General features: G+C 57.5%; 15 protein-coding genes. 8 read left to right on the forward strand and 7 right to left on the reverse strand.

The window, feature by feature from the left end; translation table 11 throughout:
* Positions 1-816: 816 nt before the first annotated feature.
* The 3 genes from AC2CF9_RS04795 to AC2CF9_RS04805 all read right to left on the reverse strand — a co-directional run bounded on the left by AC2CF9_RS04795 (position 817) and on the right by AC2CF9_RS04805 (position 3,669).
* Positions 817-2,283: an amino acid permease gene (locus AC2CF9_RS04795; protein WP_150016494.1), complete on the reverse strand. Its 1,467-nt coding sequence runs from the start codon at positions 2,281-2,283 to the stop codon at positions 817-819.
* Between the two features lie 132 nt (positions 2,284-2,415).
* Complete coding sequence (gene yieE / locus AC2CF9_RS04800) at positions 2,416-3,282, reverse strand: DNA-binding transcriptional regulator YeiE (protein ID WP_108569524.1); 867 nt, start codon at positions 3,280-3,282, stop codon at positions 2,416-2,418.
* Between the two features lie 9 nt (positions 3,283-3,291).
* Complete coding sequence (locus AC2CF9_RS04805; RefSeq protein WP_039385465.1) at positions 3,292-3,669, reverse strand: YkvA family protein; 378 nt, start codon at positions 3,667-3,669, stop codon at positions 3,292-3,294.
* Between the two features lie 103 nt (positions 3,670-3,772).
* On the opposite strand from AC2CF9_RS04805, the gene AC2CF9_RS04810 reads away from it, so the two are divergent.
* Together AC2CF9_RS04810 and nfo are read left to right on the forward strand one after the other, a co-directional pair.
* The gene (locus AC2CF9_RS04810; RefSeq protein WP_484556367.1) at positions 3,773-4,813 is read left to right on the forward strand and encodes a YeiH family putative sulfate export transporter; all 1,041 of its coding nucleotides are present in this window, start codon (positions 3,773-3,775) and stop codon (positions 4,811-4,813) included.
* A 56-nt stretch (positions 4,814-4,869) separates the two neighbouring features.
* Entirely contained in the window at positions 4,870-5,718 is an 849-nt protein-coding gene (nfo, locus tag AC2CF9_RS04815) for a deoxyribonuclease IV (RefSeq protein WP_150016496.1), read from the forward strand.
* Between the two features lie 48 nt (positions 5,719-5,766).
* On the opposite strand, the gene fruA is transcribed toward nfo, so the two are convergent.
* From fruA to AC2CF9_RS04835, 4 genes are all read right to left on the reverse strand, one after another.
* The gene (gene fruA / locus AC2CF9_RS04820) at positions 5,767-7,470 is read right to left on the reverse strand and encodes a PTS fructose transporter subunit IIBC (RefSeq protein ID WP_484556368.1); all 1,704 of its coding nucleotides are present in this window, start codon (positions 7,468-7,470) and stop codon (positions 5,767-5,769) included.
* 19 nt (positions 7,471-7,489) lie between these two features.
* Positions 7,490-8,428, reverse strand: coding sequence for a 1-phosphofructokinase (fruK, locus tag AC2CF9_RS04825; RefSeq protein WP_150016498.1), 939 nt, complete (start codon positions 8,426-8,428; stop codon positions 7,490-7,492).
* Positions 8,425-9,555, reverse strand: coding sequence for a fused PTS fructose transporter subunit IIA/HPr protein (gene fruB / locus AC2CF9_RS04830; RefSeq protein ID WP_484556369.1), 1,131 nt, complete (start codon positions 9,553-9,555; stop codon positions 8,425-8,427). The genes fruK and fruB overlap by 4 nt, the downstream gene beginning before the upstream one ends.
* A gap of 274 nt (positions 9,556-9,829) precedes the next feature.
* A complete protein-coding gene (locus tag AC2CF9_RS04835; RefSeq protein ID WP_150016500.1) occupies positions 9,830-10,084 on the reverse strand; it encodes a YkgJ family cysteine cluster protein in 255 nt (84 codons plus the stop codon).
* A gap of 150 nt (positions 10,085-10,234) precedes the next feature.
* On the opposite strand from AC2CF9_RS04835, the gene yeiP reads away from it, so the two are divergent.
* The 6 genes from yeiP (at position 10,235) to AC2CF9_RS04865 (ending at position 17,390) form a co-directional block, all read left to right on the forward strand.
* A complete protein-coding gene (yeiP, locus tag AC2CF9_RS04840) occupies positions 10,235-10,807 on the forward strand; it encodes an elongation factor P-like protein YeiP (RefSeq protein WP_484556370.1) in 573 nt (190 codons plus the stop codon).
* 121 nt (positions 10,808-10,928) lie between these two features.
* Positions 10,929-11,903, forward strand: a complete 975-nt coding sequence (locus tag AC2CF9_RS04845; protein WP_150016501.1) for a CobW family GTP-binding protein — start codon at positions 10,929-10,931, stop codon at positions 11,901-11,903.
* Between the two features lie 48 nt (positions 11,904-11,951).
* Entirely contained in the window at positions 11,952-12,659 is a 708-nt protein-coding gene (locus tag AC2CF9_RS04850; protein WP_484556371.1) for a phosphatase PAP2 family protein, read from the forward strand.
* A gap of 515 nt (positions 12,660-13,174) precedes the next feature.
* Positions 13,175-13,750, forward strand: coding sequence for a bifunctional murein DD-endopeptidase/murein LD-carboxypeptidase (gene mepS / locus AC2CF9_RS04855; protein ID WP_150016503.1), 576 nt, complete (start codon positions 13,175-13,177; stop codon positions 13,748-13,750).
* Between the two features lie 209 nt (positions 13,751-13,959).
* Positions 13,960-15,525: a cyclic di-GMP phosphodiesterase gene (locus tag AC2CF9_RS04860; protein ID WP_484556372.1), complete on the forward strand. Its 1,566-nt coding sequence runs from the start codon at positions 13,960-13,962 to the stop codon at positions 15,523-15,525.
* A 62-nt stretch (positions 15,526-15,587) separates the two neighbouring features.
* A complete protein-coding gene (locus tag AC2CF9_RS04865; protein ID WP_484556373.1) occupies positions 15,588-17,390 on the forward strand; it encodes an extracellular solute-binding protein in 1,803 nt (600 codons plus the stop codon).
* Positions 17,391-17,398 lie beyond the last annotated feature (8 nt).

Genomic DNA, 17,398 nt, shown 5'->3' on the forward strand with positions numbered 1-17,398 from the left:
GCATTTATGCCGCCCTGGGTCGGGTGAATCGTTTGAAACCAGAGACGCAAGAATGTGTCCCCTACGTATCGTGCAACCGTAAAGGCGGCATTTATACCGCCCTGGGCCGGGTGAATCGTTTGAAACAAGGGGCGCATGAATGCGTCCCCTACGTACCGTGCAACCGTAAGGGCGGCATTTATACCGCCCTGGGTTGGGTGAATCGTATGAAACCAGGGACGCATTAATGCGTCCCCTACGTACCGTGCAACCACAGGGGCGGCATTTATGCCGCCCTGGGTCGGGTGAATCGTTTGAAACCAGGGACGCATAAATGCGTCTCCTACGTACCGTGCAACCACAGGGGCGGCATTTATGCCGCCCTGGGCCGAGGTGAATCGTATGAAACCAGGGACGCATGAATGCGTCCCCTACGTCTGGATTGGGTGCAACCGTTGGGGCGGCATTAATGCCGCCCTGGGCCGGGTGAATCGTTTGAAACCAGGGACGCATAAATGCGTCTCCTACGTCTGGATTTGATATAACCCTAGGGGCGGCATTAATGCCGCCCTGGGTCGGGTGAATCGCCTGAAACCAGGGACGCATGAATGCGTCCCCTACGTCTGGATTCGGTGCAACCACAGGGGCGGCATTAATGCCGCCCTGGGCCGGTTGAATCGTTTGAAACCAGGGACGCATAAATGCGTCTCCTACGTCTGGATTTGATATAACCGTAAGGGCGGCATTTATGCCGCCCTGGGCCGGGTGAATCGCCTGAAACCAGGGACGCATAAATGCGTCCCCTACGTTTAGACTGGAATACCGCTGCGCCAGGTTTTACTGTTTAAAAACCGGGAATTCCATCTCGCTATATTTCACTACGCGACTGCCGCGCGTCAGCCTGTAACCCATCCAGATAATCAGGAATAACGGGATACCGATATAGGTTGCCGCCACGCCGTACCAGTCGATGGTATCGGCGAGGAACGCCTGATAGTTCTGCCCCAGCGTAATAATCAGGCAGAGCACAAAGGCGAAGACAGGACCCAGCGGGAAAAAGCCGGAGCGGTAAGGTAGATCGGCCAGATCGCGTCCCTGCGCTTCATAGCCGCGACGGAAACGATAGTGGCTGATGGCGATGCCCAGCCAGGCGATAAAACCGGTCATACCTGAGGTATTAAGCAGCCACAGGTAAACTTCCTGATTACCAAACTTTGACGTCAGGAAGCAGAGGCCCGCGACTACGGTCGTCGCAATCAGCGCATTGCGCGGCACGCCGCCTTTTGAGAGTTTTGCAAAGATGCGCGGCGCTTTGCCCTCACGGGCGAGATTAAACAGCATGCGCGTTGAGGCGTACATACCGGAGTTACCTGCTGAAAGCACCGACGTCAGGATCACCGCGTTCATGATCGCCGCCGCTGAGAGCAGACCGGCATTCTGGAACACCAGCGTAAACGGGCTGACGCTGATATCGGTCACGTCATTATGCAGCAGCTGCGGATCGGTATAGGGCAGGATCAGACTGATGATCAGAATCGCAAACACGTAAAACAGCAGAATACGCCAGAACACCTGCCGCACCGCGCGCGGAATATTTTTGGCGGGATCTTCAGATTCACCGGCGGCGATACCGATAAGTTCGGTACCCTGGAATGAGAAACCGACAATCATCGCCACGCCGATCATTGCAGAAAATCCGCCGGCAAAAGGCGCATCGCCCACGGTCCAGTTGTGCCAGCCTGCATGTTCCGCACCGCGCATAATGCCGGTGATCATCAGAATCCCCACTACGATAAAAATAACGACGGTGGCGACTTTAATCAGCGAGAACCAGTACTCTGTTTCGCCAAAACCTTTAACCGAGATGAAGTTAATCAGGAACATCAGGCAGAGGAAAGTCGCGCTCCAGATCCAGCCTGGCGTATCGGGGAACCAGTAGTTCATCACCAGCTGCGAGGCGACCAGATCAACAGCGATGGTCACCGCCCAGTTGTACCAGTAGTTCCAGCCCAGCGCGAAGCCAAAGCCCTCTTCAACATATTTTGCGCCATAGGTGGCAAAGGAGCCGGAAACCGGCATAAAGGCAGCCAGTTCGCCGAGGCTGGTCATCAGAAAGTAGACCATCAGCCCGATCAGGGCATAGGAGAGCAGCGCGCCGCCGGGTCCGGCCTGTGAAATGGTGGCGCCGGAAGCGACAAACAGGCCGGTACCAATGGAGCCGCCGATGGCGATCATCGTGAGGTGGCGCGCTTTTAATTCACGGCGCAGCCCAGGTTGTTGTGTTGTTTTTGAGTCATTATGCATGTGTAAACGCTATGCCGGATAAAAATAAGGCGCGATTGTAGCAGCTAACCCTGAGCTGTATAGCATTCACCTCGGGTTATTAGTTACCTTCATGATCGGCGGGCGATTATTAGCAGCACCCGCCGCCGCCGGCTATTCACAGCAGTAGGCGAGAAAGCGGTTGAGTGCATTCGAGAGATGTTTTTGCCGGTGGTGAATGCGGTAGAGCGTGCGCGTCAGGCGCGGCAGCGGAACCGCCACTTCTGCCAGCGTGCCCGCTTCCAGCAGGTCGGCAATGACCCGGCGCGACAGGCAGCTGATGCCCATGCCGTGCCGTACCGCATGTTTAATCGCTTCGGAGTTACCCAGTTCCATACCCAGCTGAAACTGCGGCAGATGCGACAGCAGCTGATAATCAACAATTTCACGCGTGCCGGAGCCGCGTTCACGCAGGATCCACGGTGCCGCCGCAAGGCTTGCCAGCGTCACCGGCTGCTGCAGCAGCGCCGAGTCGGGTGCTGCAAACACCACCAGCTCATCTTCCAGCCACGGCGTGCTGATGATATCCGGCTCGTGACACGGCCCCTCGATCAGGCCGATATCCACGCGAAAATCGGCCACTGCCTGAATCGCATCCTGACTGTTGCCGACGCTCAGCTCCAGCGGAAGTGCGGGAAAATCGCGCCGGTAGGCGGCAATCATGCCCGGCAGCAAATAGTTACCGATAGTGCTGCTGGCAAACAGCCGGATCGCCCCGCTATCTTCCCGGAAGAGCTGCTCTATTTCACCCGCCTGCTCCAGCAGCCCGACGGCGCGCGGATAGAGCAGCCGGCCATGCTCATTCAGCACCAGCCGCTTGCCTACGCGATCGAACAGCTGTACTCCCAGCTGGTTTTCGAGATCCGCCAGCGCCGCGCTCACCGCCGACTGCGACAGTGACAGCACCTGCGAGGCCTGGGTGGTGGAACCGCTCTTCAGCACCTCAGTAAACACTTCAATCTGGCGTAGCGTAATATGCATGCTTGCTCCTCACGCCATATAGCGCTGTATCAGCCAGACGATAATGCCGATCCAGATCAGCAGGATCAGGCCAAATCCGGCGCGACTGACAATTTTTACTCCGCGTGCGCGCTGCACTTCCGCGCGTTCAGCGCTGCTGATGCGAATATCGCGCGGCAGCAGGCGCAGCAGAATAATCACGCCAAGCGGTACAATGATGGCGTCATCCAGCAGACCAATAATCGGGATGAAGTCCGGAATAAGGTCAATCGGGCTGAGCGCATAGGCCACCAGCCCAAACGCCATCAGTTTGAACCACCATGCCGTACGCGGATCGCGACAGGCAAACCACAGCGTCAGCACATCCCGCTTAATCAGCTTTGCCCAGCGGCGCAGGCGCACAAACATAGCCCTTCTCCTTATCACTTATTCCGGTCGATTATAAAGATATTATCAATTTCACTTTTATATCAGAGAGGCGCAGGCTATTGCCATACTCAGGAGGTGGTTAATGGCTGAATTTAGCATAATAAAACCGGCGCTCCCGCCCTGCCGCGTGGTGGCGGGTCTGGCACTAACGGCAGCGCTGGCAGGCTGCGCCGCCTGGCTTACCACGCTGCCGTGGCTGTCTCACATCGGTCTGGGCGCGCTGACGCTGGCGATCGTTGGCGGCATTATTGCAGGCAATACTTTTTACCCGCGTATCGCCAGCCACTGCGACAGCGGCGTGCTGCTGGCAAAACAGCGCCTGCTGCGCCTCGGCATTATTCTTTTTGGTTTTCGCATCACCGTTCAGCAGATAGCCGACGTCGGCCTGCGCGGCGTGATTATCGATACGCTGATTATCGGCACAACGTTCCTGCTTACCTGCCTGGCTGGCATCCGGCTGCTGAAGATGGATCGCGAGATGGTGTGGCTGATTGGTGCCGGCAGCAGCATCTGCGGTGCGGCGGCGGTGCTGGCGACGGAACCCGTGGTCAAAGCTGACGCCTCGAAAGTGGCGGTGGCGGTGGCAACCGTGGTGCTGTTTGGTACTGCCGGGATCCTGCTTTATCCCACGCTGTTTGCGCTGCTGCCCGCTGTCAGCGCCGCGCAGTTTGGCATCTTTACCGGCTCCACGCTGCATGAGGTGGCACAGGTGGTGGCGGCCGGGCACGCCATAGGCGCTGAAGCAGAGAATATGGCGGTGATCACCAAGATGCTGCGCGTCATGATGCTGGCCCCTTTCCTGCTGCTGCTGGGTAGCTGGCTCCGTCAGCGCGGTCCGCGCACGGCAACGTCTGCGCGCAGCTTTCCGTGGTTTGCACTGCTGTTTATCGCGGTCGCGCTGGTTAATTCACTGCAGCTGCTGCCAGCCGGAGTGGTTAGCGCGCTGAACCAGCTGGCTAACCTGCTGCTGGCGATGGCGATGGCAGCGCTGGGTCTGAGCACGCGTTTCTCCGCGCTGAAACAGGCGGGCGTGAAGCCGCTACTGCTGGGGCTGATGATGTTCTGCTGGCTCATCGTCGGCGGCGGCGGCCTGAATTTGCTGGTGCAACATTTCATGGCATAGCCGCTTCCGCTATCATGTGCGCCTTGTTTTAGTTAACGTCCATACAGGAGAGCGGCATGAAATATATCGGTGCACACGTCAGCGCATCCGGCGGCGTGGATCAGGCAGTGATCCGCGCCCATGAGCTGGAGGCCACCGCCTTTGCGCTCTTTACAAAAAATCAGCGTCAGTGGAAAGCTGCACCGCTCTCTGCGCAGACCATTGACGCGTTCAAAAGCGCCTGCGCACGGTATAACTACTCTTCCGCGCAAATCCTGCCGCACGACAGCTTTCTGATTAACCTGGGTCATCCGGAGGCTGAAGCGCTGGAGAAATCACGCGCCGCTTTTCTGGATGAGATGCAGCGTGCTGACCAGCTTGGCCTGACGCTGCTGAACTTCCATCCCGGCAGCCATCTGCAGAAGCTTGATGAAGAGACATGCCTGAAGCGCATCGCCGAATCGATTAATATCACGCTGGATAAAACGCAGAATGTCGTCGCGGTGATTGAAAATACCGCCGGCCAGGGCAGTAATCTCGGCTATCGCTTTGAACATCTTGCAACCATTATTGAGCACGTGGAGGATAAATCGCGCGTGGGGGTCTGTCTTGATACCTGTCACACCTTCGCCGGCGGATACGATCTGCGCACCGAAGCTGACTGCGTCGCAACCTTTGCCGAATTTGAGCGCGTGGTGGGCTTTAACTATCTGCGCGGTATGCATCTGAACGATGCCAAAAGCGCACTTGGCAGCCGCGTCGATCGCCATCACAGTCTGGGTGAAGGCAACATCGGCAAAACCGTGTTCAGCTGGCTGATGAAAGATGCGCGCTTCGATAACATCCCGCTGATCCTGGAAACCATTAATCCCGATATCTGGAAAGATGAGATCGCCTGGCTTAAAGCTGAGCAGCACGCCGGATAGCCGACAATAAAAAAGGGAGCCGCAGCTCCCTTTTTTTATATCCGCAGGTTACGCGGCTTTCGCCAGCTCCTCTTCCGGACGCTTCAGTACGGCATAACCGAGACCGGCAATCGCGGTACCGATGATAATCGCCAGCAGATAGCCCAGCACCGGCGTAATCGCACCCGGGATCAGCAGCACAAACAGACCGCCGTGAGGTGCCATCAGCTTCGCGCCAATCGCCATTGAGATGGCGCCGGTCACGGCTCCGCCAATGATACAGCACGGCAGCACGCGCATCGGATCGCGCGCCGCAAACGGAATGGCCCCTTCAGAGATAAAGCAGAGACCCAGCACCAGCGCCGCTTTGCCGCCCTCCTGCTGTCCTTTATTGAACTTGCGGCGTGCAACCAGCGTCGCCAAACCCATCGCCAGCGGTGGCACCATGCCCGCGGCCATAATCGCGGCCATTGGCGCATAGGTTTGTGAACTCAGCAGCCCGACGCCAAACGCGTAGGCTACTTTGTTGACCGGGCCGCCCATATCGGTACACATCATACCGCCGAGAATGGCGCCCAGCAGCACGGCGTTCGCGGTGCCCATGTTTGCCAGCCAGCTGGTCAGGCCGCTCATGATGCCGGCAACCGGTTTGCCCACCACGTAGATCATCAGCAGGCCGGTGATCAGGCTCGCGACCAGCGGAATAATGAGAATAGGCTTCAGGGCTTCCATACTCTGCGGCAGCTTCACTTTGCTGCTCAGGAACTTCGCCGCATAACCGGCGATAAAGCCGGCGATAATACCGCCCAGGAAACCGGCATTGATGCTGGTGGCGATCATGCCGCCAATCAGACCGGGCGTCAGGCCGGGACGATCGGCGATAGAGAACGCAATAAAGCCTGCCAGTACCGGTACCATCAGCGCAAATGCGCTGCCGCCGCCAATCTGCATCAGCGCCGCTGCCAGCGTGCCCGGCTCTTTAAACGCGGTGATCCCGAACGCAAACGACAGCGCAATGCTCAGGCCGCCTGCAACCACCATCGGCAGCATGTAGGAGACACCGGTCAGCAGGTGACGATAGGCGCCCGCTTTCTCTTTGCTGTCGCCCTGTGCGCTGGCGCTCTGGCTGCCGGAAGGCTGATAAACTTTCGCTTCTGCCTGTGCTTTATCCAGCTCCTGCGCCGTTTTCTTCAGCGCCAGGCCGGTAGAGGTGCGGTACATCGGCTTGCCGGCAAATTTCGCCAGGTCCACATCGATATCCGCTGCCACGATCACCAGATCGGCGGCGGCCACCTCTTCCGGAGTAATCGGGTTGCCCGCGCCAACGGAACCGCGGGTTTCTACTTTTACCCACCAGCCGCGTTTTTTCGCTTCCGCGTCAATCGCTTCTGCCGCCATAAAGGTATGTGCGACGCCGGTCGGACAGGCGGTCACAGCGACGATGCGCTTTTGTGCATTGGCCGTAACCGGTGCTGTCGCAGCGCCGGCTGCCGGTGCGGTTGCGGGCTGCCAGCGCTGCGCGTTTGCCTGCGCCTGTGCTATCGCCGCCTGCGGATCGCGCAGCGCCTGCTGTACATCAACGCGCGCCATGGATTTGCCCGTCAGCTGCGCATCTTCCGGAATATTATCGCCGGCAACCAGGATCAGTTCGGCTTCAGCGGCAGTGCTGACCAGCTCCAGTCCGGCCTGTGCTGCTGCAGCACGCAGACGTTCGATAGCCAGATGTGCGGAGGCCAGTCCCAGTGAAGAATCTTTTATCAGCAGCGTTTTCATTATCATCGCTCTCCTGCTGTTAGTTAACGGGTTGTAAGTCGACGCGCGCCATCATCGCGGCCAACCGGGTACGATCGGCTACGCCGACGTTGCTCTGGCTGACAGCCATTGCCGCCACGGCGGTAGCCAGCCGCAGCGTATGTTCGCTGGATTCACGCATCAGCAGGCCATAAATCAGGCCGCCAACCATGGAGTCACCGGCACCAACCGTGCTGACAACCTCACAGACCGGCGGTTTTGCCAGCCATTCGCCAGATGCGTTGACCCAGAGTGCACCTTCTGCGCCGAGCGAGATCACCACGTGGGCAATGCCCTGTTCGCGCAGCTCATGCGCCGCGCTAATCACATCCTGCAGTTCAGGCAGCTTGCGGTTAGCCCAGATTTCCAGCTCGCGCCGGTTTGGTTTAACCAGCCACGGGGCGGCTTTCAGACCCGCAACCAGCGCATCACGGCTACTGTCAAAAATGATGCACGGACAGAGCGTACGCAGATCGCTCATCCAGCGGGTAAACGCCTCTGGCGTTACGCCGCCCGGCAGGCTGCCGCTGACGCAGACCATATCGAACTGGCCGAGCCAGGTCAGTGAGTCTGCGGTAAAACGCTCCCAGTCCTGCGCGGTTACTTCAAAGCCGGAGAAGTTGAGGTCGGTCACCTCGCCATCTTTCTCCGTAAGCTTTACGTTGATGCGGGTACGTCCCTGCACGACCTGAAAGCGGTTAGCTATTCCCAGCTCGCTAAACAGCTGCTGGAAGCCATCCTGATTTTCCCGGCCGAGAAAGCCGCCAACGGTGACGTCGATGCCGAGATCTTTAAGCACTTTGGCAACGTTGATCCCTTTGCCTGCCGCATGCAGGCCGGTGGTTTTGACCAGATTGACTTCACCGCGCTCTATCTCCGGCGTAAAGCCTACCAGGTCATACGCCGGATTCAGCGTAATGGTGGCGACACGACGGCTCATGCTGCCCCCTCGCCCAGACCGGAATTAATGGCCTCTTCGATAGCCTGCATCGCCTGCGGCGCATCGTCACCGCTGGCGGTAAAGCGCAGGCGATGGCCTTTCTTCACGCCCAGCGCCACCACTTTCATCAGGCTGCGGCCGTTAGCGGGCTTACCGCTGCCGTCAAGGTTGGTAACCGTGACATCACTGTTAAACTGCTTGATAACGCTGACCAGCGCCGTTCCCGGACGCGCATGCAGGCCATGCTCATTGCGAATGGTAAATTCTGCGGTCAGCACTTCAGCGGCTTCATCCACCTCGCTGGTGAGCAGCGCCAGTACACCGGCTGCATCCGCTTTCAGCAGACGTTCAGCTTTATTGTTCTGCAGCAGGTTGCTCAGGTAGCCCAGCACCTCCAGCGGACGCTCATCCACTGCGGCAACCGTCAGCAGCAGCGCCACGCGCTCGCCCTGCCGGTCAAACGGCACCGCCGGGCGGCTTACCGCGACTGCGCTGCCCAGGTTGCCCTGCGCGCTGTCGTTCAGCCAGATCCCCTGCCCCAGACTCAGCGGCGTGCGGGAGATAACGTCGGTGATAAATGCGGCGTCAACTGCGCCCGCCGCCTGCAGACGACCGGCATTCAGCGCCTGCAGCGTGATCAGATCGCTCGCCGCCACATCTACCGCAATCAGCGAGGTATCAAAGGTAAATTCAGCTCCCTGCTTCTCACCCATCAGCAGCGCGCGCAGATCGTCAGCAGAGGCCGTTTTTAGCTGCTCTGCCACGCTGTCATCGCTTAATACATGCGTCAGCTGACGCAGCAGCGCCAGATGCTCATCTGATTTAGCGGCGATGCCGATAGCCACATAGGCAACCTGCCCTTCGCCCCACTCTACGCCCTGGGGAAACTGAAAAACCTGTACGCCGGTTTTCAGTACCAGGTCGCGGGTGTCGGTGGTGCCGTGTGGAATAGCAATGCCGTTGCCGAGAAAGGTGCTGGTCTGCTGTTCGCGAGCCAGCATGCCGCTGACATAGCCTTCAGCAACGTTGCCTGCTGCAGTCAGCGCGGCGGCAACCTGACGAATAGCGTCTTCTTTTGTCTGTGCCGTGGCGCCGGTATGGATGGCCTGAACTTCGAGCTGGAACATATCTCTCCTCGCTTGCTGAATTGAATCGTTTCAGCTTAATGGCGAAAAAACACGCTGCATCACAGCCACTTAGCCGCAACTACAACGCTGAAACGTTTCAGGGAATATGGTACAGGCGGACCTTTGAGGCAAGAAAATGCGTAAACCAAAGAATAGATCTTTGATGCTACGCACACTTCATCGGGAAATTAAGATTTTTCGCACGCCGCCGCTGATGGGTTTGCTGAAAGTGAAGACGGCGGCCAGGGAAGATTTTCAGCACGCTTACAGCTGTTCAGGGTGCCGTTTCTGCCTCAAGCTGCAGCAGATAAATCATCGCATCTTCCCGGTTGCGACCACACATTTCCGGTCCAGGCTGCAGGCCCGCACAGACCGCCGGACGCAGCGGCGAACCAAATAGCTGGCAGCGCTGCTGCGCGTCAAGCTGAACGCAGGGCGTATTGGCGGGCTTGCCATGAGGCATACCCGGAATAGGCGAAGAGATTGAGGGCGCGGTGCAGCAGGCACCGCACCGATCGCGGCATAACATGAGGCGCTCCGGCAGAGATTTCGCGGCGACAATAGCAGTCCCGCCCTCTGAAAGCTATGCGCAGATAACAATTTTACCGGGCCTTACTTGCCTGTTTCCGATCGCGCGCGTAACGTGACGCGCACCTCTCTTTTCTGAGTAAATAACATTATGCCTAAGGCAAACGAAATCAAAAAAGGAATGGCCGTGACCTGGAACGGCAAGCTGTTGCTGGTGAAGGATATTGATGTGCAGAGTCCCAGCGCACGTGGGGCGGCCACGCTCTATAAAATGCGGTTTACCGATGTGCGTACCGGCCTCAAGGTCGAAGAGCGGTTTAAAGGCGACGATATTATCGATGCCATTCAGCTCAGCCGTCGCCCGGTGACCTTCTCTTATATCGACGGCGACGAATATGTCTTTATGGATGATGAAGATTACACGCCCTACAACTTTAAGCAGGAGCAGATTGCCGAAGAGCTGCTGTTTATCCCGGAGGGCGGTATTCCCGGTATGCAGGTGCTGACGATGGAGGGCCAGGTTCTGGCGCTGGAGCTGCCGCAGACGGTGGATATGGTGATTGCTGATACCACGCCCGGCATCAAAGGCGCATCTGCCAGCGCGCGCACGAAACCCGCGATGATGAGCACCGGCCTCTCAGTGCAGGTGCCTGAATACCTCAGCAACGGCGACCGTATCCGCATTCATGTAGCTGAACGGCGCTATATGAGTCGCGCCGACTGATCGCTGCGTTGTCCGCGCCCGACAGGTTGTTATACTATAACAACATCGGGCGCGGCCCGCGTTACCGGCCGCGCGATCAGTTCACTGCCTGCCAGATAGCAGCAGGCTACAGGGAGAAATTATGACGCGCGTCAACCTCATAACCGGCTTTCTCGGCAGCGGCAAAACCACCACGCTGCTGCATCTGCTTGCGCATAAACCGGCCGATGAAAAATGGGCCATTCTGGTCAATGAGTTTGGCGAAGTCGGTATAGACGGCGCCCTGCTGGCCAACCGCGGCGCTGAGCTAAAAGAGATCCCCGGCGGCTGCATGTGCTGCGTAAACGGTCTGCCGCTGCAGGTCGGGCTCAATATGCTGCTGAAACAGGCCAGACCCGATCGTCTGATTATCGAACCCACCGGCCTTGGCCACCCCAAACAGTTACTTAATATGCTGCGCGCCGCCGTCTATCAGCCGTGGATAACGGTAGATGCGACACTGACCCTGCTCGATCCGCGCCAGCTTGCCGATACGCGCGTGACCGCAAATGAAAATTTTCGCGACCAACTCACTGCCGCTGACATTATTGTCGCCAGCAAAAGCGATCGCTGGCAGCCGGAAGATCGCCAGCGCCTGGCGGAGTGGCAGCGGGACAATCTGGGCGATCGCCTGCTGACAGAGACAGCCTGGGGAAAAATCGATCCGGCGCTGCTGACGCACCCCGCACGAAACGATCGTCCGGTTCCGGACGCACTCCACCACGCTCACAGTACCCGCCCGCAGGGACTGGCGGCGCTGAAACTGGAGGGTCAGGCGCGCTGGCGGCGTGCGTTGAATGAAGGTCAGGGCTATGCTTCATGTGGCTGGATTTTCGATGAAGAGACGCAGTTTGATACCATTCCGCTGCTGGAATGGGCGCGACGTGCGCCGGTCGACCGGGTAAAAGGCGTGCTGCGTACGCCAGATGGGCTGGTGAACGTTAATCGCCAGGGGGACGATCTGTTTATTGAAACCCGTCCGGTCGCGCCTCCCGATAGCCGTATTGAACTGATCCATCATCAGCCAGCCGACTGGAATGCTCTGCAGACCTCGCTGTTGAAGATTCGTTTAAATTAATTGCGATAGGTTTGCCCGTTATTTCACTTTTTGGGTGTTACTTTTTTTATGCGCGCAACACGTCTTGTCACCATCCTGCTGCTTAACGCGCTGGGTGTGATGCTGTTTCTCTCATGGTATCTGCCGGCCAATCACGGTTTCTGGTTCACTATCGATAAAGGGATCTTTTTCAGCTTTAACGATCTGATGGTCGATCACCACGCGTTTGCCGTTTTGGTGGCGATAACCAACTATCGCGGTTTTGACGCGGTTTCACTGCTGGCGATGGGGCTGCTCTACCTCGCCTTCTGGCGACGTGAAACACCTGAAGGCCGTCGTCGTATGCTGGCTATCGGGATCACTATGCTGCTAACGGCAGTTTTACTTAACCAGCTGGGACATCTGCTGCCGGTGAAACACGCCAGCCCGACGCTGTTTTTTGATAACGTCCATCGCGTCAGTGAACTTACCGGTATTCCGGCGAAGGATGCCTCGCGCGACAGTTTCCCTGGCGACCACGGCATGATGCTGATTATTTTTGCCTGTTTTATGTGGCGCTATTTCGGCTTCCGGGCATTTTTAACCGGCGTGCTGATTGTGGTGCTGTTTGCCCTGCCGCGCATAATGGCCGGCGCCCACTGGTTTACCGATATTGCCGTGGGTTCGCTGTCGGTAATATTCGTTGGACTGAGCTGGTGGTTATTAACGCCGGCCAGCGACAAACTGGTGGCGTGGCTATATCGCACGCTGCCTGGCAAATATAAGCCACGCGGGTAATTGTTTAGCGCAGGTAACCGGAGAGCGAAAAGTGACCCGCCTGCGCTTATTGAATGTTTAAAAAAACTATTAGCAACCTAACAGTTTGCCATCAAAAGAAAACATGATGGCAAACAAGCCTTAACATTTTCTCTTGTTATCCCCTGTCCAGTCAGAACCCGCTGAAAATCAGCGCTAACGCCGGAATTACCTGCTTAAGCCGCCGCTTATTTGCGCATTAATTACGCCCGACTGGTGATAAAGTAGCCGTTCAGTGAATGTTTTAATTTACATCAAAAAAACCTATAGAAATTTATATAAAACCACTCGCCACGGGGTCTGTAATCAGTTAACCTCAAGCTCGATTAACCTGGTGCAGCATAAAATGTGGTGGCAAACTGAGCGAAAAATGTGTGCATTAACACATTTTAGTAATTAAGGATTTGTCTTAGACCGCTGTACTTATTAATCTCAACCCGTTTTGTCATCTGGCTGGCGACATTCTGTCGTAAGGACATCGAAGGAACACACGTATAATGGTCAAGTCTCAACCAATTCTGAGATACCTCAGGCGGATCATTCCCGCGGTAGCATTAGCCACACTTTTATCAGCATGTAGCAGCAGCCATAACGGCCAGAATGCGAAAAACGAGAATCATGAAGTTAACAACCACAATGGTTTTTTACTTCAGGCGTCTCAGGACGAATTTGAACAAATGGTGCAGAACGTGGACATCAAGTCCCGCATCATGGAACAGTACAGCGACTGGAAAGGTGTCCGCTATCGCTTAGGCGGTGACACCAAACGTGGCATCGACTGTTCTGCTTTTGTTCAGCGCACCTTTCGCGACCAGTTTGGTCTGGAGCTGCCCCGCTCTACCTATGAGCAGCAGGATACGGGCAAAGGCATTTCGCGCGGTAAACTGCGTCCGGGTGATTTAGTGCTGTTCCGCGCCGGCTCAACCGGGCGACACGTCGGCATCTATCTGGGCAATGATAATTTTGTTCACGCCTCTACCAGCAGCGGCGTCATGATTTCAAATCTCAACGACAGCTACTGGAAAACGCGCTACCGCGAAGCACGACGGGTTCTGGCTAAAAATCCAAGCTGATCCCTCTCTCCGATGATTCTCTCAGCCAGAGAAAACAGAAACGCTGCCCCGGCAGCGTTTTTTTTATTGCGGATATATGCTCCGCTGAAATCCGGTTGGTAATCAGAAATATAACAAGACTTTCCAGGCATCCTCGTTATATTCTCACTCCCTCTCCGGTGCAGCCTCAGACGGTTTACTCACATGGCAATATCAGGAACATTGACACCATGCCACTGTCGCGGACGCTGAAACCGCACGCTACGCACATGCGCCGCCTGTTCTGGAAGAGTGCGCTGGCAGGCATGGTTTCATTTACTCTTTTTATCAGCATATTGCTTACGCTGACCTGGCATAAACGCCAGCAGCAGCATGAATTGCTGCTGCAGCACAGCGCGGACGACCTGCAGCAGATGCTCGCGACGCTGACCGACACGCTGCGTCCGCTGCAGCAGTATACGCTGCTGGATTGCAACAGCATCAGCCGTGAGCTCACCTCGCGTGCCGCCTTTACAGACAATATCCGCGCAATTCTGCTGGTGCGGAACGGCCTCGCCTGGTGCTCATCGGCCACTGGCGCCTTCAGGCTGCCTGCCAGTGAGATTTCACCCGCCACCGATCTGGAAAGCGATCGCGATATACGGCTGCTGCCGGGTACCCCGCTGCTGCCGTCGCGCCCGGCGCTGGTGCTGTGGATCAAATATCCCGGTAGCGCAGAGAGCGGCATTCTGACAACGGTTAACCTCTCCCTTGCGCCCTATCAGCTGCTCGCCTCTTATCACCCTGAAATCACCGGCATGGCGCTGGTTATTGGCAACAATGCGCTGAAGAGCGACGTCAGCCACGCTATCCCGCGCCGCGATCTGCCAGCTGGCCTGACCGCCCTTACGCTGCCGCACAGTGATATCCGCTTTGTTCTGTACGGCAGCACGCTGGCAACGCGCGACTATCAAATGACGCTGCTGACCGGCATCCTGTTTGCGCTGATGATCGGCTGTCTGACCGGCGTGCTGCTTAACCGCCACCAGCGCCCGGCGCGCGAGATCATGCTGGCTATCCGGCGCGGGCAGTTCTATGTTGAATATCAGCCGTTGATCATGGCACATAACGGTGAACCCTACGGCGTGGAAGCGCTGCTGCGCTGGGCGCATCCTATAGAGGGCACGATCCCGCCCGATGTGTTCATCAGCTATGCCGAAGCGCAGAACCTGATTATTCCGCTCACCCGGCATCTGTTTTGCCTGGTCGCGCGCGACGCGCATAGCCTGAGCCAGCAGCTGCCGCGCGGTACGCGTCTGAGCCTGAACCTCTCTCCGCTGCATCTTGCCGCCGACAGCTTTCGTCACGACGTTCAGACGTGGATTGCCGCAATGCCAGCTGACCACTTCAGCTATGTGTTTGAGATCACCGAGCGCACCATGGTGAAAGAAGCCAATGCCGGAGAGGTGTTTGCCTGGCTGCGCGCTAACCAGTTCAGCATTGCCATCGATGATTTCGGCACCGGCCACAGCGCGCTGATCTATCTGGAAAAGTATCCGTTTGATTATCTGAAGATAGATCGGGGATTTGTTCAGAGCATCGGCACCGAGACGTTGACCTCACCGGTTCTGGACGCCGTGCTGCTGCTGGCCAGAAAACTCAATCTCAAAACGGTGGCTGAGGGCGTGGAGACGCGCGAACAGGCCAGCTGGCTGGTCAGCCGCGGCGTAACGCATTTGCAGGGCTACCTGTTCAGCCGGCCGCTGCGGCCGGAAAAGTTGATCAGCTACTATCAAAACTTTCCGCGTTTCGGGTAAGGTGGCTTCACACGCTTACCGGCTGAACTGAAGCACAGACTATTCGGGAGAGTCTCTCACTTATGCTGCGTCTGATAACTCTGCTGCTCTGCGGCGTACTGATGCCGCTGCGCGCCGAGCCGGTACGTGAAGGCTATGCGTTTGCAAAGCTGGGGGTGCCGCGCTACGCGGTCAACTTTACCCACTACGCTTATGCCAATCCCGCTGCCCCGAAAGGCGGCAGCATGACGCTGGCGGTGGTCGGTACGTTTGATAACTTTAACCGCTTTGCTTCACGCGGAAATCCGGCCGCCGGCACGGAAACCCTCTACGATTCACTGTTTACCACCTCAGATGATGAGCCCGCCAGCTACTATCCGCTGATTGCTGAACGGGCACGCTATCCTCAGGATTTCCGCTGGATGGAGGTTACCCTCAATCCACACGCCCGCTTTCATGATGGCACGCCCGTCACCGCCCGCGATGTGGCATTTACTTTTCAGAAGCTGATGCGCGAAGGCGTTCCGCAGTTTCGCGTCGCGTTCCGCGGCACGGAAGTCACCGCGCTCAATCGCCTTACGGTGCGCATTACGCCACCGCGGCCGGATAAAGATCGTATCCTGAGCTGGCTGACGCTGCCCGTGCTGCCGGAAACGTTCTGGCAGAGCCGCAAATTCAATGAGCCGCTTGGCTACCCGCCGCTCTCCAGCGGACCCTACCGCATCTCTGCCTATAAGGCGGGCCAGTTTGTGCAGTACAGTCGGGTAAAGGATTACTGGGCCGCCGATCTGCCGGTCAATCGCGGACGCTTTAACCTGGATACGCTGCGCTATGACTACTATCTCGATGACAACGTCGCTTTTGAAGCTTTCAGGGCGGGCGCTTACGATTTGCGCGAAGAGCTGTCGGGAAAAAAGTGGGCGACGCAGTATAAGGGCGGGCCATTTGCAGAACAGACCATCGTAAAACTGACCACGCCTCAGGACGCCGCTACGGATACCCGCTGGCTCGCCTTTAATAATCAAAAAACGCTGTTTGCCGACCGCCGGGTGCGCGCGGCGTTAACGCTGGCCTTTGATTTTGAGTGGATGAATAAGGCGCTGTTTTACCACGCGTGGCGCCGCCCCGGCAGCTACTTTCAGAACACAGAATATGCGGCGGCCGGCTATCCCGACGCGGCACAGCTGCAGCTGCTGGCGCCGTGGAAAGCGCAGCTGCCGCCTGTCCTCTTCAGTGAAATCTATACGCCACCGCGCTCGGATGGCAGCGGCTATAACCGGGCTAATTTGCTGCGGGCGATGCAGCTGCTGGAAGAAGCGGGCTGGGAGATCCGCAACCGGAAGCTGGTCAATCGCCAGAGCGGTGAACCGTTCCGGTTTGAGATCCTGCTGCGCAGCGGCGCGCAGAATGAGTGGGCGCTGCCCTGGCAGCAGAGTCTGGCCCGACTGGGCATTACGGCCACCCTGCGCCAGGTCGACAACTCACAGTTTCTGCGCCGGCTGCGCGAAGGCGACTACGATATGATTCAGACGCTCTACCCGGCTGCGCCGTGGCCTGCTGCCAGCCTGCGCGTGAACTGGCAGTCAGAGTATATCGACTCATCGTGGAACAGCGCGCGCGTTAAGGATCCCGTGGTCGATCACTTTATCAAAGAGATTGTGGCGCATCAGGGCGATGAGCAGGCGCTGCTGCCGCTGGGTCAGGCGCTGGATCGCATTCTGCTCTGGCAGGCGTATATGATACCGATGTGGTTTAGCGCTGAGCAGCGCCTGGCCTACTGGAACAAATATGCTTACCCTGCCGTCCGGCCCGCTTTCGCAACCGGGCTGGAAAACTGGTGGTACGATGTCAACAAAGCCGGGCGGCTGCCGGCTGATCGACGTTAAGGAGGCTG

It is taken from the genome of Pantoea sp. SYBGC1 (genome assembly GCF_057197005.1).